General features: G+C 43.7%; 23 protein-coding genes and 1 pseudogene. 22 read left to right on the top strand and 2 right to left on the bottom strand.

Going from position 1 to position 21,774, the window contains the following annotated elements:
• Window positions 1-486 precede the first annotated feature (486 nt).
• Complete coding sequence (locus J9317_RS12570; protein WP_211559093.1) at window positions 487-954, bottom strand: hypothetical protein; 468 nt, start codon at window positions 952-954, stop codon at window positions 487-489.
• A gap of 669 nt (window positions 955-1,623) precedes the next feature.
• Here J9317_RS12570 and J9317_RS12565 point away from each other — a divergent pair.
• Window positions 1,624-3,201, top strand: coding sequence for a UDP-N-acetylmuramoyl-L-alanyl-D-glutamate--2,6-diaminopimelate ligase (locus J9317_RS12565; RefSeq protein ID WP_211559091.1), 1,578 nt, complete (start codon window positions 1,624-1,626; stop codon window positions 3,199-3,201).
• Window positions 3,202-3,315: 114 nt separating this feature from the next.
• Here J9317_RS12565 and J9317_RS12560 read toward each other — a convergent pair whose 3' ends face one another.
• Window positions 3,316-3,552: a DUF3951 domain-containing protein gene (locus J9317_RS12560; protein ID WP_211559088.1), complete on the bottom strand. Its 237-nt coding sequence runs from the start codon at window positions 3,550-3,552 to the stop codon at window positions 3,316-3,318.
• A gap of 169 nt (window positions 3,553-3,721) precedes the next feature.
• On the opposite strand from J9317_RS12560, the gene J9317_RS12555 reads away from it, so the two are divergent.
• The 21 genes and pseudogenes from J9317_RS12555 to recN all read left to right on the top strand — a co-directional run bounded on the left by J9317_RS12555 (window position 3,722) and on the right by recN (window position 21,544).
• Window positions 3,722-4,003, top strand: a complete 282-nt coding sequence (locus J9317_RS12555) for a YqhV family protein (protein ID WP_035404027.1) — start codon at window positions 3,722-3,724, stop codon at window positions 4,001-4,003.
• 68 nt (window positions 4,004-4,071) lie between these two features.
• On the top strand, window positions 4,072-4,992 hold the full coding sequence (gene spoIIIAA, locus J9317_RS12550; RefSeq protein WP_211559086.1) for a stage III sporulation protein AA: 921 nt from the start codon (window positions 4,072-4,074) through the stop codon (window positions 4,990-4,992).
• Window positions 4,980-5,495, top strand: a complete 516-nt coding sequence (spoIIIAB, locus tag J9317_RS12545; RefSeq protein ID WP_211559084.1) for a stage III sporulation protein SpoIIIAB — start codon at window positions 4,980-4,982, stop codon at window positions 5,493-5,495. The genes spoIIIAA and spoIIIAB overlap by 13 nt, the downstream gene beginning before the upstream one ends.
• Before the next feature lie 24 nt (window positions 5,496-5,519).
• Complete coding sequence (gene spoIIIAC, locus J9317_RS12540; RefSeq protein ID WP_035404031.1) at window positions 5,520-5,726, top strand: stage III sporulation protein AC; 207 nt, start codon at window positions 5,520-5,522, stop codon at window positions 5,724-5,726.
• A 12-nt stretch (window positions 5,727-5,738) separates the two neighbouring features.
• Window positions 5,739-6,131: a stage III sporulation protein AD gene (gene spoIIIAD, locus J9317_RS12535; RefSeq protein WP_347880559.1), complete on the top strand. Its 393-nt coding sequence runs from the start codon at window positions 5,739-5,741 to the stop codon at window positions 6,129-6,131.
• Between the two features lie 20 nt (window positions 6,132-6,151).
• On the top strand, window positions 6,152-7,411 hold the full coding sequence (gene spoIIIAE / locus J9317_RS12530; RefSeq protein ID WP_211559082.1) for a stage III sporulation protein AE: 1,260 nt from the start codon (window positions 6,152-6,154) through the stop codon (window positions 7,409-7,411).
• A 10-nt stretch (window positions 7,412-7,421) separates the two neighbouring features.
• A complete protein-coding gene (spoIIIAF, locus tag J9317_RS12525) occupies window positions 7,422-8,063 on the top strand; it encodes a stage III sporulation protein AF (protein ID WP_211559080.1) in 642 nt (213 codons plus the stop codon).
• A complete protein-coding gene (gene spoIIIAG, locus J9317_RS12520) occupies window positions 8,056-8,718 on the top strand; it encodes a stage III sporulation protein AG (protein WP_211559078.1) in 663 nt (220 codons plus the stop codon). Before spoIIIAF ends, spoIIIAG begins: the two co-directional genes overlap by 8 nt.
• A gap of 4 nt (window positions 8,719-8,722) precedes the next feature.
• A complete protein-coding gene (locus J9317_RS12515) occupies window positions 8,723-9,325 on the top strand; it encodes a SpoIIIAH-like family protein (RefSeq protein ID WP_211562350.1) in 603 nt (200 codons plus the stop codon).
• 347 nt (window positions 9,326-9,672) lie between these two features.
• The gene (gene accB, locus J9317_RS12510; protein WP_211559076.1) at window positions 9,673-10,173 is read left to right on the top strand and encodes an acetyl-CoA carboxylase biotin carboxyl carrier protein; all 501 of its coding nucleotides are present in this window, start codon (window positions 9,673-9,675) and stop codon (window positions 10,171-10,173) included.
• A 13-nt stretch (window positions 10,174-10,186) separates the two neighbouring features.
• On the top strand, window positions 10,187-11,539 hold the full coding sequence (accC, locus tag J9317_RS12505; RefSeq protein WP_211559074.1) for an acetyl-CoA carboxylase biotin carboxylase subunit: 1,353 nt from the start codon (window positions 10,187-10,189) through the stop codon (window positions 11,537-11,539).
• Window positions 11,540-11,560: 21 nt separating this feature from the next.
• Window positions 11,561-11,968, top strand: a complete 408-nt coding sequence (locus J9317_RS12500) for an Asp23/Gls24 family envelope stress response protein (RefSeq protein ID WP_211559071.1) — start codon at window positions 11,561-11,563, stop codon at window positions 11,966-11,968.
• A gap of 420 nt (window positions 11,969-12,388) precedes the next feature.
• Window positions 12,389-12,784, top strand: coding sequence for a transcription antitermination factor NusB (gene nusB, locus J9317_RS12495; protein WP_211559069.1), 396 nt, complete (start codon window positions 12,389-12,391; stop codon window positions 12,782-12,784).
• Between the two features lie 20 nt (window positions 12,785-12,804).
• On the top strand, window positions 12,805-13,656 hold the full coding sequence (gene folD / locus J9317_RS12490; RefSeq protein ID WP_211559067.1) for a bifunctional methylenetetrahydrofolate dehydrogenase/methenyltetrahydrofolate cyclohydrolase FolD: 852 nt from the start codon (window positions 12,805-12,807) through the stop codon (window positions 13,654-13,656).
• Between the two features lie 35 nt (window positions 13,657-13,691).
• Window positions 13,692-15,041 carry an exodeoxyribonuclease VII large subunit gene (gene xseA, locus J9317_RS12485; protein WP_211559065.1) on the top strand — a complete coding sequence of 450 codons (1,350 nt, stop codon included), beginning with the start codon at window positions 13,692-13,694 and terminating at the stop codon, window positions 15,039-15,041.
• Entirely contained in the window at window positions 15,034-15,276 is a 243-nt protein-coding gene (locus tag J9317_RS12480) for an exodeoxyribonuclease VII small subunit (RefSeq protein ID WP_249292154.1), read from the top strand. The genes xseA and J9317_RS12480 overlap by 8 nt, the downstream gene beginning before the upstream one ends.
• Before the next feature lies 1 nt (window position 15,277).
• Window positions 15,278-16,162 (top strand): polyprenyl synthetase family protein, encoded by an 885-nt coding sequence (locus tag J9317_RS12475; protein ID WP_431190680.1) that lies wholly within the window; start codon window positions 15,278-15,280, stop codon window positions 16,160-16,162.
• A 303-nt stretch (window positions 16,163-16,465) separates the two neighbouring features.
• A pseudogene (dxs, locus tag J9317_RS12470) lies at window positions 16,466-18,357 on the top strand (1-deoxy-D-xylulose-5-phosphate synthase).
• A complete protein-coding gene (locus J9317_RS12465) occupies window positions 18,357-19,202 on the top strand; it encodes a TlyA family RNA methyltransferase (protein ID WP_211562344.1) in 846 nt (281 codons plus the stop codon). The pseudogene dxs and the gene J9317_RS12465 overlap by 1 nt, the downstream one beginning before the upstream one ends.
• Before the next feature lie 137 nt (window positions 19,203-19,339).
• Window positions 19,340-19,789, top strand: a complete 450-nt coding sequence (gene ahrC, locus J9317_RS12460) for a transcriptional regulator AhrC/ArgR (protein ID WP_211559061.1) — start codon at window positions 19,340-19,342, stop codon at window positions 19,787-19,789.
• A gap of 33 nt (window positions 19,790-19,822) precedes the next feature.
• Window positions 19,823-21,544 (top strand): DNA repair protein RecN, encoded by a 1,722-nt coding sequence (gene recN / locus J9317_RS12455; protein ID WP_211559059.1) that lies wholly within the window; start codon window positions 19,823-19,825, stop codon window positions 21,542-21,544.
• Window positions 21,545-21,774 lie beyond the last annotated feature (230 nt).

The raw sequence follows: 21,774 nt of genomic DNA, 5'->3' as shown, positions 1-21,774 counted from the left end.
ATAAGGATCGATCCTTCCTTCGAGCCTGATTAAGACATTTTCGCAGGCTCCAATACCCAGGTTGTCATCATTCTAAGTTCATGGCAAGGAAGTAAGCACCGACTGTATGGACAATTTTTGAGGAATATCAACGTTGTCCAACCATTCCGGCAACTTCCTTATAAAAGTGGTTTTGTCTAGAGAGTGAGGGTGCTGTCAAGAAGGTATTTTTAAGCTGTTTTCGTGAACGTTACTGTTTGAAATTAGACTAGGTATAGCTGATTTCCGCTGCAGGTCGCTCGCTTTCCGCGGGGCGGGCGGTGAGCCTCCTCAGCGCCATGCGCCTGCGGGGTCTCGCCTGTCCCGCTGCTCCCGCAGGAGTCTCGCACCTTCCGCTCCAATCAGCCTAACCCTAAATTGTACAAAGCACAAAGCTTAAAAACATCCTTGACTCATACAGCGAGTGTTCTTTAGTTTTCAAATCAGACATTTCCGCAGAATAGACTTTTAGAAAGCCTCTATTTCTTTTTTTAAAAGATAGGATTCAACAATATAACATAACCAAATACCAATAACAGGTATGGAGTAATAGGGATTAACAATCCAATCGTATCTAGAATTTGTTAGAGTATCATTAATTATAAACGGAAGTGAATAGACAAGTATGATACCAAATATCAAATAGGGGACAATCCTAATTAAATGATTTACTGTATATATTTTGGCCACGTAATTATGCAGCAAGGATAAAGGGAATCCTGCGGCAAATACAACTGGAATGAACAGAAATGTGTAATAAAAAGGAAACCATAAGAAAACTTCAAAATGGCTAAGTTTTAACATCTCTATTTCATATGGCTCAAATAAAAGGAAAATATAATAAATTTGGGCCAATATAACAGAGACAATCAAGAATAATGAGATTCTTATGCGTAGAATCTTAGCTCTTACTTTTAATATATTGTTATCTTCCATCACTTCTTCTTCCTTTCCCTAAAATACTTTACAAGAATACAGCCCATGTAAAGTCATAAACTTGATAATAATCGAGTATCATTAACTCTTCACCTGTGTGGAAAATTTCTTTGCGGGAGGAAATTTATGACGGTTGTCACAAGTTTGATTGGCTTGTTATCTATAATTGTTACTCTTACTTATCCTGTATCCATAATATTTCTGTTACTGTGGATTAAGCAAATAAAGGATAACACGGATACTCAAATTGAACAGAATAACCAAATTATTCAAATTTTAAGTAAAGCAAAAGGGCAATAGTGGTGGAGAGCCACCATCTATACAAATTAGTTATTTTTAGATTAAATACCAAAGAGAGCATCAATTTAACGATGTTCTTTTTTCTTTGATTTTTTAATGTTCACTGGATGTTAAAAATGACTAAAATGGTTGTGTAAAAATAATAGGTAAACAATAACATTTAGGTTAGTGCCTATGCAGGTTTTAATTCGCAATAAATGGGGTAAATAGTATCAGGATATATATAAGAGGTTCACTCAATCATAGTGTAAGGTATGATCTCTGCCATAGTACGCATCAACCAAATTCCTCGTAGAATACAATCCATTTCTCATGCAAAAAATAGAACTGCTGTACTTGCATTTATACTAATCATCTGTGAGGTCGATCATGCTAATTGAATTTAACCAGCTTAAAGAAATGCCAATAAAACACCTATTAGGTCCTCCAGCCCAGGAAATACTCCATCTTGCTTATGATTCCAGACTAGTTAAAGACTTCTCTGTCTTTTTTAGTATGAAAGGCCAAAACCATGATGGCCATCAATATATCGAGGATGCGCTATCGCGAGGCGCAGTTGCCGTTTTTGGCTCCAGCCTGCCCATTCTTCAGGACTTAAGCGTAAAGCATCCTGATTGTACCTTTATGCTGGTGGATAATGTAAGAGAGACGATGGCGAAGTTTGCTAAAGTCTATTACAATTCTGCTGATGAAAAAATAAAAACAGTCGGAATTACAGGCACGAATGGCAAAACGACGGTTGCGGCATATGTGAGGTCATTGTTAACACTGCTTGGGATGCCATCTGGATCTATTGGCACCACAGGCATTTGGTCTTCTAAGGAAAAATTGTCCTATAAGAAGAGTACTCCAACAACTCCGGAGTCCATAGATCTGCAAAGTATGTTTCATGATTTAGTTTCTCTCGGAGATGAGGCAGTAGCGATGGAGGTATCATCCATTGCTTTGGATCAGCACCGTGTAGATCATATTATTTTTGATGTGGCCATCCATACGAACCTTTCTGAAGAGCATCTGGAATACCATCAAACTTTTGAACACTATATGGAATGTAAGATGAGGCTGTTTAAGCAAGCTAAACATGCCGTTATCAATCTTGATGATGAAGGTATGGGAGAGCGGTTAGCAAGCACTTTCGCCGGACCGCAAATCACATACAGCCTGTCTTCAAATAAACAGGCGGATTTAAGGGCGTTTAATATTGATTTTAGTGAAACCGGTTCGAAATTCAGCCTTTTATATGCGGGTTCCCATTTCAGCATTGAAGTTCCGGTATATGGTGAGTACAACATTTCGAACGTGCTTTCAGCAGTGGGAGCGGCTCTTTTATTTGGGTTCAAGATTGAGGATATTATCAAAGCACTTCGCTATCTTGAAAGTCCTGAAGGGCGTTTCCAGATCATAAAGGGTCCTGACAGCCAAAAGATCATATTGGATTACGCCCATACGCCTGTTGCTTTGACTCGTCTTTTAGAAGAAGTGAAGAAGCTGCCGCACAATCGGCTGATTGTAATGATTGCCGGAATAGGCATTAGAGACTTTGCGAAAATGCCTAAAATGGCTCAGGTAATTGAAAACAAGGCGGATGAGATTGTAGTCACAGTCGATCATCCTGGAGACCATGATCCGCGTGTGATTGTCGATCAGGTAATGAGCGGCTTTTGTATACCAGGAGCTGCTGAAATCCATCCAACCTTAACAAGGGAGCAAGGTGTCCTAAAGGCGCTTAGCCTCGGTCACTCTAACGATATCATACTGCTGACCAGCGGCTGTATTAATGGAGCACAAATGGTTAAAGGTAAAGCAATTCCGCATTCTGATGAAAATATCATTGAAACCTATTATAAGTCACTGAAAAGGGTAACGGGCAAACCGCGCGTTCCTGCAAAGAAAATTCTTCTTACAAGAGCGGAACTGCTTCCTCTTGCCGGCAGAAAAAATGGATAAGCCCTAGAAAAACCCGGTTCAAATGAACCGGGTTTTTCTATTGATTCGCAAACGAAAACAGATTCGCTATCCGTTTACTCTCATTGGATAAAGACACTGGTTTCTTTTTGACAATCAATCTATTTCTCCATACCGGTTCCGATGTCTTTCGTCTTCCTGAAGCTGGTCAACGGCCAATTTCTCACTGGAACTCTTGCCTTCAATGATATTGTCAAATGGTGTGTAGAAATTGCTTCTGGGGTACTTTTTCTTTTTCAAGGCCTTGATGATAATGACAGCCGGGATAACCAGAAAAATGCCTGCAGCGACAATCCATTGAAGTATGAAATAAGCTTGAGAAAATCCTTCCATCTTCATCCCCTCCTTCATTCCGCAGCATCAAACTGCAAAAATCTTCTTAATAAAAATTTCCCTATATTTCCATTATATCATGACTCGAATCGGTTGAGAAAAAAACGCTTTTCTTTCTATTTCATGGACGAAGTGCATAGGCTGTACAAAAAGGATCCGAGGTGGAAGGATGAAAAATTGGTGGAATGGACTGGATCAAACAGTTCTTGCGATGGCAGGTCTCCGCTTTTTATCAGCAAGTATTGAACTGACTGCAGCAATCTGTATGCTCCTTGTAAATGACGTCCGTAAGGCGATTGCGATTAATTCGGTTCTGGCAATTGTCGGACCGGCTATCTTTATAGGAACGATGGCAATCGGTATTTTCCAGATCGCAGGTGAGATTTCCTATGGGAAAATGATTTTCATCGGTCTTGGAGTTGTTTTTATATTAGCTGGAATTTATAAATGAGCGATGGCATAAAGCGGTCAAGCCTGCATACATTTTCTATATCAAGAAGGTATGAGGAGGAAACGTCTTTGGATGAAATCATGCGGATCCTTCCTGACTCAATAAGAAGCCATTTGGAACGTATGGATGAACGAGATCGTTATCAGGTGGAGGAAATCCGCATTCGTGTATTCAGGCCGGTAGAGGTCATACTGAACGGCCGGCATCTCTTTTTGCCGTATGCGGCTACCCTTGATGATGGACAAGTGCTCTTGAACGAAATGAGCGAATTCTCGATTTACACGCTGGAAGAGGAGCTGCGCAGAGGCTACATCACCATTTCCGGCGGACACCGGATTGGACTGGCAGGCAAGGTCATTACAGCAGGCGGCCGCGTAAAAATGATTAGGGACATCACGTCTTTTAATATAAGGGTAGCGAAGCAGAAAATCGGCGCAGCCCAGCCCCTGATTCCCTATCTGTATGAGGGCAGATGGCTGAATACCCTGATTATTGGACCTCCCCAAACGGGAAAGACGACTCTTCTTAGAGATATAGCCCGCACGGTAAGCACTGGTGATTCAGGAAAAGAGAGTATGAAGGTTGGAATCGTTGATGAGCGCTCTGAAATAGCAGGTTCGGTAAATGGCATTCCTCAGCATACCTTTGGCCACCGGCTGGACGTACTCGATTCGTGTCCGAAGGCGGAAGGAATGATGATGATGATTCGTTCTCTTAGTCCGGATGTGCTGATTGCAGATGAAATTGGTTCAGCGGAAGACTGCAGTGCCATTATGGAAGCAGTCCACGCAGGAGTTCAGGTGATGGTCAGTGTCCACGGTTTCGGAGCCGGGGATGCCTCAAAGAGACCATCTATCCAGCCTCTTTTTGAACACGGGGTGTTTGAGCGGGTCGTGGAGCTCAGCAGGAAAAACGGTATTCGGACCATGCAAATTCTTAACTCGCAGTTTGCTTCTGTATCAGGGGAGGAACTTATATGGTCAAGCTGATTGGCGCTGCAATGATTATTTTTGCTGCCACATGGATTGGCTTTGAGATTGCAGGCCGGTTAGGGAAGCGAACAAGGCTCCTGCGGGAAATAAAAGTTGCGCTTCAGTCACTAGAAGCAGAGATCGTGTATAGCCAAAAGCCTTTAAAAGCTGCTGCCGATGATTTAAGCGGACAGCTCGAGAAACCGCTGTCGGAGTTTTTCTCGCAATTCTCGCAAATTCTTTCAAGCGGAGGCAAAAATACAAAGTCAGCATGGGCCGAGAGCTTAGAGCAGCTCGCTGCATCCAGCAGTCTTCAAAAGGGTGAACTCGAAGTGATGAAGCAGTTTGGGGAGACGCTTGGCCGCCACGATCTGATTTCGCAGCAAAAGCATATCAAGCTTGCAATGGTCCATCTAGAGCGGGAAGAGACCGAAGCTGCTGACAGGCAGCATCGCTACGAGCGGATGATTAAGAGCATCGGCTTCCTGTGCGGGCTGCTGCTCGTTATTGTGCTGCTGTAGAAGCAAAAGGAAGGAGCTTTAAAAATGGGCGTCGATATTAACATCATTTTTCAAATTGCCGGAATCGGCATTGTTGTGGCCTTTCTCCATACGATTCTTGATCAGATGGGCAAGAAAGAATACGCACAATGGGTCACGCTGCTGGGTTTTATCTATATTTTATTCATGGTGGCATCAATCGTTGATGACCTATTCAAAAAGATAAAAGCGGTCTTTCTGTTTCAAGGGTAGGAGGGGAACACCATCCAAATTATCCAAATCGTTGGTCTTGGTCTTGTAGCTACGTTTCTTGCCCTGGTGATCAAAGAACAAAAACCGACCTTTGCTTTCCTGCTTGTTGTCTTTACCGGCTGCGTCATCTTTCTTTATCTGGTAGACCAAGTATATGAAATCATTCGGATGATTGAAAAAATCGCTGTAAATGCCAATGTAAATCTGATTTATGTAGAAACAATTATGAAAATAATCGGCATCGCTTATATTGCAGAGTTCGGCGCCCAGCTGACAAAAGATGCAGGGCAGGGGGCTATCGCTTCCAAGATCGAGCTTGGCGGGAAGATTTTGATTCTGACAATGGCCATCCCGATTTTAACGGTTATTATCGAAACGGTCATCCAAATGATCCCTGAATTTTAGAGGAGAGAGGAGGGAGGGTCATGAAACGGCTGTCAGCGATAATTTTTTGTATGATGGTCTTTTTTCCTATAAGTGTACAAGCCTTAGGCAATGAGCCTGCCCAAAACAGCGTCATCCAAAATGGAACATTGAATGAAGAGGAAGAATCAGCTGACATGTCAGACCCTTCAGCTTCTTTAGATCCTGCCGAACAGGAAGGACTTGTCAGGCAGCAGGCGGACAAGCTTGAACTGGAACATGTTAAAGCTTTCTGGGACGAGCTTCTTGTACAATATGGTGGATTTCTTCCGGAAAGCCAAAAAGGCAGTCTCTATGACTTTGTAACAGGTGAAAAGCATTTTTCCATTATGGACTGGATGAAGGCGCTCCTGAAATATTTGTTCCATGAAATCCTGGCCAATGGCAAATTGCTCGGTACACTGATACTGCTTACGATTTTCAGTGTTTTGCTCCAGATGCTGCAAAATGCTTTTCAGCAGAGCACAGTCAGCAAAGTAGCCTACGCTCTCGTCTACATGGTACTGATGATTATTGCTCTAAACAGCTTTCATATCGCCATTCAATACACAAGCGATGCGATCCAATCTATGACAAACTTCATTATGGCTCTTATCCCTTTATTGCTTGCCCTTATGGCTTCATCAGGAGGATTGGTTTCTGCCGCATTCTTTCATCCTGTTATTCTCTTCCTAATGAATACGAGCGGGGTTTTAATACAGAATGTTGTGCTTCCTCTCCTTTTCCTTTCCGCTCTCCTGAGCATCGTCAGTACACTGACCGATCAGTACAAAGTTACCCAGCTGGCACAGCTCATGAGACAGGCAGGAATCGGACTTCTCGGAACCTTTCTCACGATTTTTTTAGGAGTCATTTCTGTTCAGGGGGCATCAGCTGCTGTTACGGACGGCATCACGATCCGTACCGCCAAGTTTTTAACAGGAAACTTTATCCCGGTACTAGGACGGATGTTTACAGATGCTACTGATACTGTGATAAGTGCTTCCGTTCTATTGAAGAATACAGTCGGAATTGCCGGTGTTGCAATCCTGCTTGCGATTGCTGCTTTTCCTGCGCTGAAAGTACTGTCCCTTGCCTTTATTTATAAATTTGCTGCTGCCATTCTCCAGCCTGTTGGAGGTGGACCGGTCATTAAATGCCTGGATATTATCAGCAAAAGTGTGATTTATATATTTGCGGCCCTGGCCATTGTCTCGTTTATGTTCTTCCTCAGTCTGACGGTCATTATTGCCGCGGGGAATTTAACCTTAATGGTTCGATAGGAGGGCGAAAATGTCTTATCTTACTAGCTGGATTACGAACATATTATTGTTTATTCTGCTTGCCATCGTCATTGATATGCTGCTTCCGAACTCCTCCATGCAGAAATATGCAAAGATCGTCATCGGATTAATGCTGATCGTGGTTATTATGAATCCCGTATTCAGTTTGTTCTCTGTTGATATCAACAAGCTGATTGGTGAGTTCCAAATAAATGATGCTTCACAGGATGAACAATCAAAAAAATTAATAGAATCGCAGAAAAGAGAAATACAAGCTTCCCAGCGTGCATATATTTTAGAACAAATGGCTGTCCAAATGAAAAAAGATGCCGGGGAGGATATGGAAAAAGAATACTCAATGGAAATTCGCGACATTGCCATCCAAGTTTCAGATGAGCAGAAAACGATAGGCAGCAGCAAAGATGTAGAATCCGTAGATGTATATGTGAGCGCCCCCTCTGAAAAAGAACAGACTGCAGTCGAAACCATAGCACCCATTCAAATTGACGCATCCAGAGAAATGGTTCCTAAAGAGGATATAGCCGATAGCCGCTTAAAGGATATGGCTTCGCTGCTTGCGCAAATATGGGAGCTGGATCAGGAGCAAATCCTGATTCATGTGGAAGGAGGGGAGGATCAGGTTCATGAATGAGAAAACATCGTTAATGGATAAAATCAAGAAGTTTTTCAGCCAGCATGGAGGACAGTCAAAACTGAATCCGAAAACCATCTTGATCCTGCTCGCAGCGGGAATCGGAATTATGCTTTTAAGCAGCTTAACTGATCAGGCAGGCAAAACGGCAGGTGTACAGCAGGCAGCCACTTCCCCCGGAAGCGGGAATTCAGGATCTCAGGAAGTGTTTAAACCAACTGCCGACAACGAAAAGGATTTAATTGCAGGCTATGAACAGGAATATGAAACTCAGCTGAAGGAAGCACTGGAAACCATCAGCGGAATTGACGATGTATCAGTCGTTGTTAATGTCGATGCTACATCACTGAAAGTTTTGGAAAAAAACCGCAGCACTCAAAGCCAGTCCACGAATGAAACCGATCGGGACGGGGGAGAAAGAAAAGTTGATGATGTCACCATTGATGAACAGGTCGTCATCATCAAGCAGGGCGATAAAGAAACGCCGCTTGTTCTCCAATATACGAAACCTGCAATCAGGGGTGTACTCGTTGTAGCCAATGGGGCGGACAACGTTCAAATAAAGAAAATGATCGTGGACTCTGTGACAAGAGTGCTTGGGGTTGAGAGCTTCAAAGTTGCAGTAGCTCCCAAAAAAATAAAGGAGGCTTCATAATATGATGCTTAAAAAACAAACCGTTTGGCTGCTTACGATGCTGAGTTTAGTCGTAGTGCTATCTGTCTATTACATTACATCCCCTGAAGGCGGAACAGGAACCGATATGACTGCAGCAAATAAGGACCAGACTCAAGAAGAAAAAGCGGCTGCAACAAAAACGGTTTCCAAAGATACAAAGGGAAATGAAGATGCTAAAGGGGAAGCAAAATCTGCATCAGGGGAAGACGGCACAGTCGTTTCAACTGTTGAAAGCGATGAACTATTTACCTCGCTTCGCATGGAGCTTGAAGATCAGCGAAGCGAGCTGAAGAGCCATCTTCAGTCAGTCGTTGCAAGCAAAGATGCATCTGCTGAAGAAAAAAGCAAAGCCTATGAGCAGATGAAGGAATTGTCTGACACGGCTGGCAAGGAAGCCATTCTTGAAACATTAATCAAATCTGAGGATTATGATGATGCTTTAGTCCGGGTAGAAGATAATCAGGTTTTGATTACGGTAAAAGCGAAAGAGCATAATGCAGCGGATGCTAATGACATCATCATGCTTGTAAGAAGCGAAATTGCCGGTATGGAAAATGTAGCCGTTTCCTTTGAACCGGCAAAATAAAAGATTTTAACCAATCAGCCTGCAGCTTCAGGCTGATTTTTTGTTTGGAAAAGGGAAGACTAGTTTGGGAATCGGCAGCCCTTCCATGATCTGTCCACCCTTCACAAGGTATGACAAACCTGTGTTTTTCCAGTCCTCTTGCGCGGGTTCGTTTCAAAACCAATGCAATTCGTCTATAATAGGAACAGGGGCATTGGGGCAGGAATCATTCAAAAGTCGTATAGCGTATCGATTTAAGTTGAATTAAGCTTGCATAGTATCGTAAGATGTTTATGAGACTTAGCTTTAGGAGCAGATGATAGAAATTTGCATTTATCACGTAACTTTCCAATAAGGGGTGCCAGTTTATGTTGAAAATCCAGGAGATTAGGGAACTGATCAAGTTAATCGACCAATCTTCAATTGATGAATTTACATACGAAAATGAAGGTGCAAAGCTTTCATTGAAAAAATCAGCTCCAGAAGCTGTGTACAGTCATGCAGCACCAGTGGCTGCCCAAGCTCCGGTCCAGCAGGCCGCACCAGTTCAGGCAGCTCAGCCGAATGCTGGACAAGAAGCGCCAAAAACAGAAGAAAAGCCGGAAGCTGAATCCGCAGAGGATGAAAGCCTGGTTAAAATCACCTCTCCAATGGTAGGAACTTTCTACGCTGCTTCCTCACCGGAGACAGGCAATTATGTGGAATTAGGTTCAAAAGTTAAAAATGACACAGTAGTGTGCATCGTAGAAGCAATGAAGCTATTTAATGAAATCGAAGCAGAAACTAAAGGAGAAATCGTGGAAATTCTGGCGGAAAACGGTCAGCTTGTAGAATACGGCCAGCCCCTGTTCCTCGTAAAGCCTGAATAAGGAGCGAACTGTTATGATCAAGAAATTACTCATTGCGAATCGGGGAGAAATTGCTGTAAGAATCATCCGGGCGTGCAAAGAGCTTGAGATTGAGACCGTTGCCGTTTTTTCAGAAGCAGACAGGGACGCTCTGCATGTCCAGCTCGCAGATGAAGCCTATTGCATTGGACCGACTTCTTCAAGAGACAGCTACTTAAATTTCACCAATATTATCAGTGTCGCCAATTTAACTGGAACAGACGCTATCCATCCCGGCTATGGCTTCCTTGCAGAGAATGCTGACTTTGCTGAACTGTGCAGAGAATGCAGCATTACCTTTGTAGGGCCAAGTCCTGAAGCCATTTCAAAGATGGGTACGAAGGATGTAGCAAGAGAAACAATGCGGGAAGCGAACGTTCCGATTGTTCCGGGATCACGGGGAATTATTAAAAATATTGAAGAAGCGGTTTCCTTGGCAGAGGAAATTGGGTATCCGGTTATTATAAAGGCAACTGCAGGCGGCGGCGGAAAAGGAATTCGCGTTGCACGGGATCAGAAGGATCTTGAAAAAGGAATTCGTATTACTCAGAAAGAAGCAGAAACTGCCTTTGGAAACCCGGGGGTTTATATTGAAAAATACATCGAGGACTTCCGCCACGTTGAAATTCAGGTGATGGCTGATACTCACGGCAACACGATTCATTTAGGCGAGCGTGACTGTACCATTCAGCGCAGACTGCAAAAGCTTGTAGAGGAATCTCCTTCACCTGCATTGGACCCCGTAGTCCGCGAGCAGATGGGACAGGCGGCTGTGAGAGCGGCAGAAGCGGTTAATTACACGGGTGCCGGAACAGTGGAGTTCATTTTTGATTACAATGAACAAAACTACTATTTCATGGAAATGAACACTAGAATTCAGGTTGAGCATCCTGTAACTGAAATGGTAACCGGAATGGACTTGATTAAAGAGCAAATTAAAGTGGCATCCGGTGATACACTAAGCATTAAGCAGGAGGATGTTGTTTTCAAAGGCTGGGCGATTGAATGCAGGATCAATGCAGAAAACCCGTCCAAAAACTTCATGCCTTCTCCCGGAAAGATTGAAATGTATCTTCCTCCAGGCGGACTTGGGGTCAGGGTGGATTCCGCGGTATATCCCGGCTATACAATCCCTCCATATTACGACTCCATGATTGCAAAATTGATTACATATGGAGAAACAAGAGAAGAAGCAATTGCAAGAATGAAGCGTGCACTCAGCGAGTTTGTAATCGAAGGAATTTCCACAACGATTCCTTTCCATTTAAAACTGCTTGATCATGAAACATTTAAAAGCGGAAACTTTAACACGAAGTTTCTGGAGTTGTATCCACTAATGGAATCCTAATCTTTTATGGAGGTGCAGGAAATGAAGGAAAACCGTTTACTTGAAATGAACCAGGAAGACAGTACTCTTGGAAAAGTGGAAATTGCACCGGAAGTTATTGAAGTTATTGCGGGGATTGCCGCTTCTGAAGTTGAGGGAGTGGGCAATATGCGAGGCAACTTTGCATCAGGTGTTGCCGAACGCCTTGGAAAGAAAAACCATGGCAAGGGTGTAAAAGTAGAGCTCTCCGAGGATGGCATCTCGATTGATATCTATTGCACCATGGCATTTGGCGTTTCCATTCCTAACGTCGCGCAATCCATTCAGGATAATATCCGTCAGGCGCTTTTAACCATGACGGCTCTTGATATAACGGAAATTAATGTTCATGTAGTGGGAATTCTTTTTGACGCTAAAACGCCTGAAGTTGAAATCGATCAGGAAATGTAAGAAACGAACCATTTTAATATGGGAATCAGGACTGCATTTTGCAGTCCTTTTTTAATGGCCAGGGCTAAATGTGGAATTGGTGATTAAAGGGGGAATCGCTATTATCCTGCATAAAAAAGGTCAACCGGACCCCCTATAAGAAGTGACATCAAAAAGCAGGTTTGACAAGAAGTTTTTTACAGCATATGAATCATTTAAACGTCGATAACTTCGCCCAGATCCAGCGTTTTCGTTCCAAATGTGAGCCGTAAGTGATTAAATAACGAATATTTAGACAAAAAAAGTTTTCTTTATTCGGTTTTATAGCGGAAATGCGTATTTTGGAAGTGATTCGGCATCAAAATTATGATATGATTTGGCTAGACATGGACATGGATAAAATGAAAGTATATTAACGTATACAAAAGGAGCAGAAATCGAATGAATAGAAGAACAGCCCGAGAGAAAGCTTTGCAGGCTTTGTTTCAAATAGATGTAAGTCAAATTGATCCAGCAGATGCCCTGCAGCATGCGTTTGATGAGGAAGAAGTGAATTCCTTTACAAAAGACCTTGTAACTGGAACGATTTCCAACTTGGAAGAAATTGACGAGCTCATTAAACCGCATCTTGTCAATTGGAAGCTGGAGAGACTGGCGAATGTTGACAGAGGGATATTGCGCCTTGCTGCCTATGAAATGAAGTACGAGAACGATATTCCTGCTTCCGTATCAATTGATGAGGCCATTGAACTTGCTAAATCTTTCGGAGATGATCAATCAAGCCGTTTTGTAAATGGAGTACTTTCTAACATTAGAAAAGACATCGAAACCGACTAAACAGTTTGGAGGAATGCGCGATGACTGCTGCCATAATCAGCGGAACAGAAATAGCAAAACAAACGAGAGCGAACCTGGCTGGAGAAGTAAAAGAACTTAAGGAACAAGGGGTAAATCCGGGACTGGTGATCATTCTGGTCGGAGACAACCCTGCGTCCCTTTCTTACATAAAAGGCAAGCGGAAGGCGTCCGAAGAAATCGGAATTGATTTTAATCTAGAGCAATTTCCGGTGACTTTTTCCCAGGAGGAGCTGCTAATTGTAATTGACCGCTACAATGAGGATCCAGCCTATCATGGCATCCTTGTTCAGCTTCCTCTGCCTGACCATATTGATGAAATAGCGGTGATTGAAAAAATTTCACCTGAGAAGGATGTGGACGGTTTTCATCCTGTCAATCTGGGGCGGATGCTAACCGGACAAAAATGTTTTCTTTCCTGTACACCGGCTGGAATTATGGAAATGCTCCGTATTACCGGGATTGATCCCGCTGGAAAACATGCGGTAGTTGTCGGCAGAAGCAATATCGTAGGCAAGCCGATCGGCCAGCTTTTACTCAAAGAAAATGCCACGGTCTCCTATTGTCATTCCAAAACGAAAGATTTGTCTGAAATTACCAGGCAGGCTGATATCCTTGTTGTAGCTGCTGGGCGTGCGAATCTGATTACTGGGAACGATATCAAGCCAGGTGCAGTCGTTATTGATGTGGGAATGAACCGCAATGAACTTGGCAAGCTGTGCGGAGATGTTATGTTTGAAGAAGCGAAAGAAGTAGCTTCCTTTATTACTCCTGTTCCAGGCGGAGTCGGCCCCATGACCATTACGATGCTCGCCAGCAACACTGTGAAAGCAGCAAAAAATACAATTTCCTAAGACAGCCTCCGGAACAGGAGAAAGGAGGGGCAGTCATGAGTGAAATCCAGCATGTAACGGTAACAGCTTTGACCAAATACATTAAAAGAAAATTTGATGTCGACCCCCACCTAAGGGATATATGGGTAAAAGGCGAGTTATCCAATGTGAAAATCCATTCAAGAGGACATTTGTATTTCACTTTGAAGGACGAACAGTCCCGTATTTTGGGAGTCATGTTTGCAAGTCAGAATAAAGCGATGAAATTCCGTCCGGAAAATGGAATGAAGGTGCTGCTCCGCGGTGAAATCAGTGTATATGAACAAAGCGGCCAGTACCAGATTTATGCAAAGGAAATGCAGCCCGACGGAATTGGGAGCCTGTATCTTGCCTATGAAGAACTGAAGAAAAATCTTCAAAAGGAAGGGCTTTTTGATGAAAAATACAAAAAGCCCATTCCGGTTTTTCCGCAAACCATCGGAGTCGTCACCTCTCCAACAGGTGCTGCTATACGGGATATTTTAATCACGATTAAAAGAAGATATCCAATCGCAAAAGTAATTATTATCCCTGCTCTCGTTCAAGGAATAAACGCAGGAAAGTCGGTTGCGGAGTCCATAGAACAAGCAAACAGGCTGGGAACTCTCGATACGCTGATTATCGGGCGCGGGGGCGGTTCGATTGAAGAACTATGGGCATTCAATGAAGAAATTGTAGCAAGGGCGATTTTCGATTCAGCTGTTCCAATCATCTCTGCTGTCGGCCACGAAACGGATTACACAATTGCTGATTTTGCTGCGGATCTCAGAGCGCCAACACCTACAGGGGCAGCAGAACTGGCTGTTCCTCATACGCTTGAGCTTTTGGAGAAAGTATCAGTCCGGAAAGCGAGACTGATGAGATCGATGCAGGAAAAGGTAACGAGGGATAAGGAGCGGTTAAAGTCATTTGAACGATCCTATGCCTTCCGTTATCCGAAGCAGCTGTATGAGCAAAAAGAACAGCAGCTTGATAACCTTGTGGAGGACTTGCAGCGGGAGATGATTCGTTTATTAACGGGGAAGAAAGACCGGTTTCAGAACCAGGAAAGCCGTTTGATGCGTGTTCATCCAAAAGCACAGGCAAGAGCAGCCTTGCAGCGATATGAACAAGCTGTAAAAACTCTAACGAGGGAAATGAATCAATCTCTTTCGGCAAAGCAAAGAGAGTTTCAGCACTCATTGGAAAAACTTAATGCGCTCAATCCCTTGAGTATTATGGAGCGGGGGTATAGTCTGGTTTATAAGGAAGATCACCTGGTCAAATCCGTCAGCAATGCGGCTGAGGGAGATAAAGTAACTGTGAGACTTCAGGATGGAACCCTTTTATGTGAAGTCATGGAGAAGGTGGAGAAAACAGATGAGTAAAAAAAACATTCCGGAAGAAGTGACATTTGAAGAAGCAATGGAGCAGCTGGAGGAAATAGTCGGAAAGCTTGAACAGGGAGATGTCCCGCTTGAACAGGCAATCAGCTTTTTCCAGGATGGCATGAAGCTTTCTAAGCTCTGCCATGACAAGCTGCAAAGAGTTGAAAAGCAAATGGATTATATTCTTCGTGAAGGCGGAGAGCTGGAGCCTTTCGAAATTCAGGAGGAAGAATAATTTGTCCGAATCGTTTAAGGAATTTATGACAAGCCGCAAAGAGTTAATTGAAAAGGAACTTCCCCTTTATATTGAGAAGCTGAGTGCACCTCAGACTTTAAAAGAAGCCATGCTTTATTCATTGAACGCAGGCGGAAAGCGTTTAAGACCGATTCTCGTCCTTGCTTCTCTAAAAGCGTTCGGTAAAGAAGAAGCCATGGGCATGCCGGCTGCATGCGCAGTCGAGATGATCCACACATACTCTCTGATTCATGATGATCTGCCTTGTATGGATGATGATGATCTTCGGAGAGGCAAGCCTACGAACCACAAGGTGTATGGTGAGGCACTGGCGGTGCTTGCCGGGGACGGACTTCTTACACAAAGCTTTCAGGCAGTCATTTCCCTGGATAATGTTGATCCCGTCCAAAAACTCCGATTAGTTTCAGAGCTTGTTCATGCTGCAGGAGCCGAAGGAATGGCTGGAGGGCAGGCTGCTGATATGGAAGGCGAAGCGAAAAACCTCTCCCTTCAGGAATTGGAATACATACATATGCATAAAACAGCGAAGCTCCTAACCTTCAGCCTTGTCGCAGGTGCGATTTTAGCTGGAGCGGGACAATCAGAAATCGAAAAAATGAGAGTGTTCGGCCAGCATATCGGAATCGCTTTCCAAATCAGGGACGATATTTTGGATATAGAGGGGACAGTCGACAAAATCGGCAAGCCTGTCGGCTCCGATACACACAACCAGAAAACAACATATCCATCGCTTTTGACAATTAATGGAGCTAAGGACAAGCTTGCAAGTCATATTGCCCTAGCGAAAAATGTCCTTGAGGATTTGAACATGCAACATACGTTTTTACAGGATCTTACTGATCTGATTGCTATAAGAGAGTCTTGAGGGATAGGAAAATGAGCCTGTTTTAAAATTTTGTGCTATAATGTCCTAAATAAAATGGGTTGTTTAGGACTTCATAAATTCTCCCTGACAGCCGTTAACACAATTGTGCTAGCGGTTTTTATTTTTCTGCAGTCAGGGGACTAAGATACCTTTGAGGGACATTGATTTTCATCTGCACATTGGTATAATAGTTCAGGTTCCATAAACATTTTCTTTACGGTAAAAGTAGTTTAACATGGAGAATATAGGATATAGGATTAAAATACACGCCAAATTAGAAACCACTGAAAGTGAGTGATCCAATTGGATCTATTATCGATAAAAAATCCAAGGTTCCTGAAAAAGCTTTCAAATAATGAACTTGAAAAACTTAGTGCTGAAATTCGGCAATTTTTAATCGAAAAACTCGCTGCAACAGGCGGTCATATCGGCCCTAACCTCGGAGTAGTCGAGTTAACCATTGCTTTGCACAAGGTTTTTGACAGTCCAAAAGACAAATTTTTGTGGGATGTCGGGCATCAATCATACGTACACAAAATTCTTACGGGCCGGGCAGGCGATTTTGACAGCTTAAGACAGTATCAGGGACTGTGCGGATTTCCGAAACGAAGCGAAAGCGAACATGATGTATGGGAAACCGGACATAGTTCCACCTCCCTCTCTGCCGCAATGGGTATGGTATTGGCGAGAGATTTAAAAAAGACAGATGATACCATTATTCCCATTATTGGCGACGGTGCATTAACGGGCGGTATGGCTCTGGAAGCACTGAATCATATTGGGCATGAACAAAAAGACATGATTGTTATTTTAAATGATAACGAAATGTCGATTGCACCAAATGTGGGAGCTTTGCACAATGTGCTTGGAAGGCTAAGAACAGCCGGCAAATATCAATGGGCTAAAGATGAACTGGAGCTGCTGCTTAAACGGATCCCGGCAGTGGGCGGTGCGCTTGCTTCCACTGCAGAGCGAATCAAGGACAGCCTCAAGTACTTGCTTGTATCCGGCGTGTTTTTTGAAGAGCTTGGCTTTACGTATCTTGGCCCGATTGACGGCCATAATTATGATGACCTGCTTGAAAACCTGCGCTATGCGAAAAAGACAAAAGGTCCGGTCCTGATGCACGTTATAACAAAAAAAGGAAAAGGCTACTCCCCTGCGGAAGCAGATAAACTTGGGAATTGGCATGGTACGCCAGCCTACAAAATTGATACAGGCGATTTCGTAAAACCTTCCATTTCCGCCCCGTCCTGGAGCGGACTTGTAAGCGAAACGGTTCGCAAAATCGCAAGAGAGGACAGCCGTGTCGTGGCTGTAACACCAGCGATGCCGGTAGGCTCAAAGCTCCTCGGGTTTGCAGAGGAATTTCCGGACCGAATGTATGATGTCGGCATTGCAGAACAGCATGCGACTACCATGGCAGGAGGTCTCGCAACTCAAGGGATGAAGCCATTTCTTGCGATCTACTCTACCTTCCTGCAGCGTGCATATGACCAGGTAGTCCATGATGTGTGCCGCCAGAATTTGAACGTCTTCTTCGGAATTGACCGTGCAGGCCTTGTAGGTGCAGATGGTGAGACGCATCAAGGAGTTTTTGATATTGCATTTATGAGACATCTGCCGAACATGGTGATGATGATGCCGAAGGATGAAAATGAAGGGCAGCACATGGTCAATACGGCTCTTAAATATGATGACGGTCCAATTGCAATGCGCTACCCGCGCGGCAATGGCCTTGGAGTTAAAATGGATGATGAGCTGAAGCAAATTCCAATCGGTTCATGGGAAGTCCTTCGCGAAGGAAGCGATGCAGCGATTCTGACATTCGGTACCACTATCGAAATGGCTATGGAAGCAGCAGAACTTTTAGAGAGGCAGAACATTTCGGTTAAGGTAGTTAATGCTCGATTTATTAAACCAATGGATGAAGCGATGCTTGATAGCCTCTTGAAAAAGAACATGCCGATTTTAACGATTGAAGAGGCAGTCCTGCAGGGCGGATTCGGCAGTGCAGTTCTTGAATACGCACATGACCGCCACTTCCACCATGCCGTTATTGAACGAATGGGGATTCCAGATCGTTTTATCGAGCACGGCAGCGTAACCAAATTGCTGAACGAAATTGGTATGACGGTTGAGCATACTGTAGCAGCCATAAAAAAATTACACCAATTAAAGAAAAAAGGGCCTAATAATGAGCAAAAAAGAACGCTTAGATGTACTCCTCGTCGAGAAAGGTTTAATCGAGACGAGAGAAAAGGCGAAAAGGGCCGTCATGGCCGGACTCGTCTTTGCAAATGAAATGAGATTGGACAAACCGGGAGAAAAAGTAGACCGGGACCTGCCGCTAACCATTAAAGGGAACGTGCTTCCGTATGTCAGCCGCGGCGGGCTAAAGCTTGAAAAAGCCCTGAAGCAATTCGATGTACAGGCAGAGGGTAAAATCATGATTGATATCGGATCCTCTACAGGCGGATTTACAGATTGCGCCCTGCAAAATGGAGCCCTTAAATCCTATGCGGTAGATGTAGGCTATAATCAGCTTGCATGGAAGCTTAGACAGGATCCGCGCGTCATTGTAATGGAAAGAACGAATTTCCGTTATTCAGAGGCTGCAGACTTCCAGGAAGGGCTTCCGGAGCTTGCTACCATTGATGTATCGTTCATCTCACTTCGGCTGATCCTGCCGGCATTGAAGAAAATTCTTATACCAGGCGGAGACTGTCTTGCACTCGTGAAGCCACAGTTCGAAGCGGGCAGAGATCAGGTTGGAAAAAAAGGGATTGTAAGAGATCCGAACGTCCATGAATGGGTTGTTTCAGGAATGATTGAATTTGCATTGAAAGAAGGTTTCGACTGTATGAATCTTTCTTTTTCTCCAATAACCGGCGGGGATGGGAATATTGAGTTTCTTCTGCATTTAAAGTGGACTGGAAAGGACGAAGAAGCAGCTTCGTATCTGCCCGTTCAGACAGCGGATGTTGTCAGGAAGGCACATGAGGAACTTAAATCCAAGTCCCTGCCTGAAGCGGAATGAAACCATGGTTTCATTCCGTTTTTACATAAAAGCGCGAACCGATTGAATTTGACAAAAAAATGTACATTTATCAGGCTTTCCTATAACATGGAGGGTATAAAACATACGATGGCTATAAAGACAGTAAGGGGTGCCGCATGAACAAAGGGCAAAGACATATCAAAATCAGAGAGATCATCACACATGATGAAATTGAAACGCAGGATGATTTAGTTGATCGTTTGAAGAGTTCCGGCTACAACGTGACTCAGGCAACTGTATCAAGGGATATTAAAGAACTGCATTTGGTGAAGGTTCCAATGATTGATGGACGCTATAAGTACAGCCTTCCTGCAGATCAGCGCTTTAATCCCCTCGCCAAACTTAAGCGTGCACTCATTGATGCTTTCGTCAAGGTCGATTCTGCCGGCCATATGATTGTGATGAAAACCCTGCCCGGAAATGCAAATGCGATTGGGGCGCTTATCGATAATCTGGATTGGGATGACATTCTGGGTACCATCTGCGGTGATGATACCATTTTAATCATCTGCAGGTCTCCGGAAGTCACGGAAGAGATTACAAATCGCTTTTTAGAAATGCTCTAGACATAGAAATGATAAGTCGAGGTGAATTCTGTTTTGCTAGCGGAATTATCGATTAAAAACTTTGCAATTATAGAGTCAATGACCATTTCATTTGAAAAAGGGCTGACTGTGCTTACCGGGGAAACAGGGGCCGGAAAGTCCATCATCATTGATGCCATTCACTTGCTAGCCGGAGGACGCGGCTCCTCCGAATTTGTCCGGTACGGGGAGAGCAAGGCAGAGCTTGAGGGCTTATTTCTGCTTGAGAATGATCAGCATGCCTGTCTTGAAAAGTGTGAAGAATTCGGCATTGAAGCAAGCGACGGAATGGTTGTACTAAGAAGGGATATTTCTTCAAACGGGAAGAGCATTTGCCGCATTAACGGAAAGCTTGTAACAATAGCGATTCTTCGCGAGGTTGGCCGAATGCTCATTGATATTCATGGCCAGCATGATAATCAGGAGCTGATGAACGAGGAGCACCATCAGCCGCTGCTTGATCAGTTTGGATCAGCTAAAATCGAGCCGGCGCATGAGGCTTACAGTGAACTGTACAAAAAATATTCTGCACTGAAAAAGAAAATACGCCAGCTTTCAGATAATGAGCAGGAGATTGCACATCGCCTTGATCTCATTCAATTTCAGTTGAATGAAATTGAAGAAGCGGGCCTTCAGCCGGATGAAGACATAAAGCTTCAGGAAGAACGGAAAGAAATCTCTAATTTTGAAAAGGTTTTTGAAGCCCTGCAGAATGCTTATAATGCTTTGAATGGCGAGCAAAGGGGATTGGATTGGACGGGCCTTGCGATGAGCAGCCTTGAGGATGTTTCCTCCATTAATGACTCCCTGAAAAACATGTCAGAAAGCATGTCCAACAGCTTTTATATTTTAGAGGATTTGTCTTTCCAGCTTCGCTCGCAGCTGGATGAACTGGAATATGATCCGGAGCGGCTTAACTTTATTGAAAGCCGCCTGAACGAGATCAGTCATCTAAAAAGAAAATACGGCAGCTCCGTTGACGAAATTCTGGCTTATTCAGCCAAAATTGAAGAAGAAATCGAAACTCTGACTAACAGGGACAGCCACGTTCATAAAATGAGAACAGAGCTTTCTTCTTTATTTATGGACATGAAAGTGGAAGCAGAAAATCTTACCGCTGTCAGGAAGCAAGCAGCAAAAAAGCTCTCGGCGGATATTCATCGCGAGCTGAAAGAGCTATATATGGATAAATCCTCCTTCGATGTGGTTTTCAACCGGAAGCCGGGTGGAAAAGAGGATCCGGAAATAAATGGAGAAACCGTTAAGTTTACAGCAGACGGCGCCGATTTCATTGAATTCTATATTTCCACGAACCCTGGTGAGCCTCTCAAGCCATTATCAAAAACAGCTTCAGGGGGAGAACTATCCAGAATCATGCTTGCCTTGAAAAGCATATTTTCCAGGCATCAAGGCGTTACTTCAATTATCTTTGATGAGGTCGATACAGGAGTAAGCGGCAGAGTCGCACAATCGATTGCTGAAAAAATCTACCGCGTATCCATCGGTTCTCAGGTGCTTTGCATTACCCATCTTCCTCAAGTGGCAGCGATGGCAGATACCCACCTTTTTATTTCAAAAGAAACGAAAAAGGGCCGTACAAAAACAAGTGTCAAACCGCTTACAGAAGAAGAAAAAATCAGGGAAATCGGCAGGATGATTGCCGGTGTTGAAGTAACGAATTTAACAAAGGAACATGCAAAAGAACTTCTTTCATTGGCAAGTTCTTCAAAAAAATAAAACAGCTGTCCGGGCTTATTCGTGCCCGGACATTTTTATTTTGATCCTCCGCCACCTCCAGCGTCAAGTTTCTTATCCTACTGGGCCCCGTAGGATAAGGCTGCACAGACAGGACGCCGCGCACTAAGCAAAACGGCATCACTTCCAGGCGCTTGGCGTTTATGGTGTACATGTCCTGATGCAAAAAAACATATAATTCCCATTCCTGCCTCGTTTTAATCAACTTTTTC

This window comes from Metabacillus flavus (assembly GCF_018283675.1).
In the GTDB taxonomy this organism is placed as follows: domain Bacteria; phylum Bacillota; class Bacilli; order Bacillales; family Bacillaceae; genus Metabacillus_B; species Metabacillus_B flavus.
The sequence above is the reverse complement of the archived record's forward strand: the minus strand, read 5'-3'. Positions and strand labels throughout refer to the sequence as shown.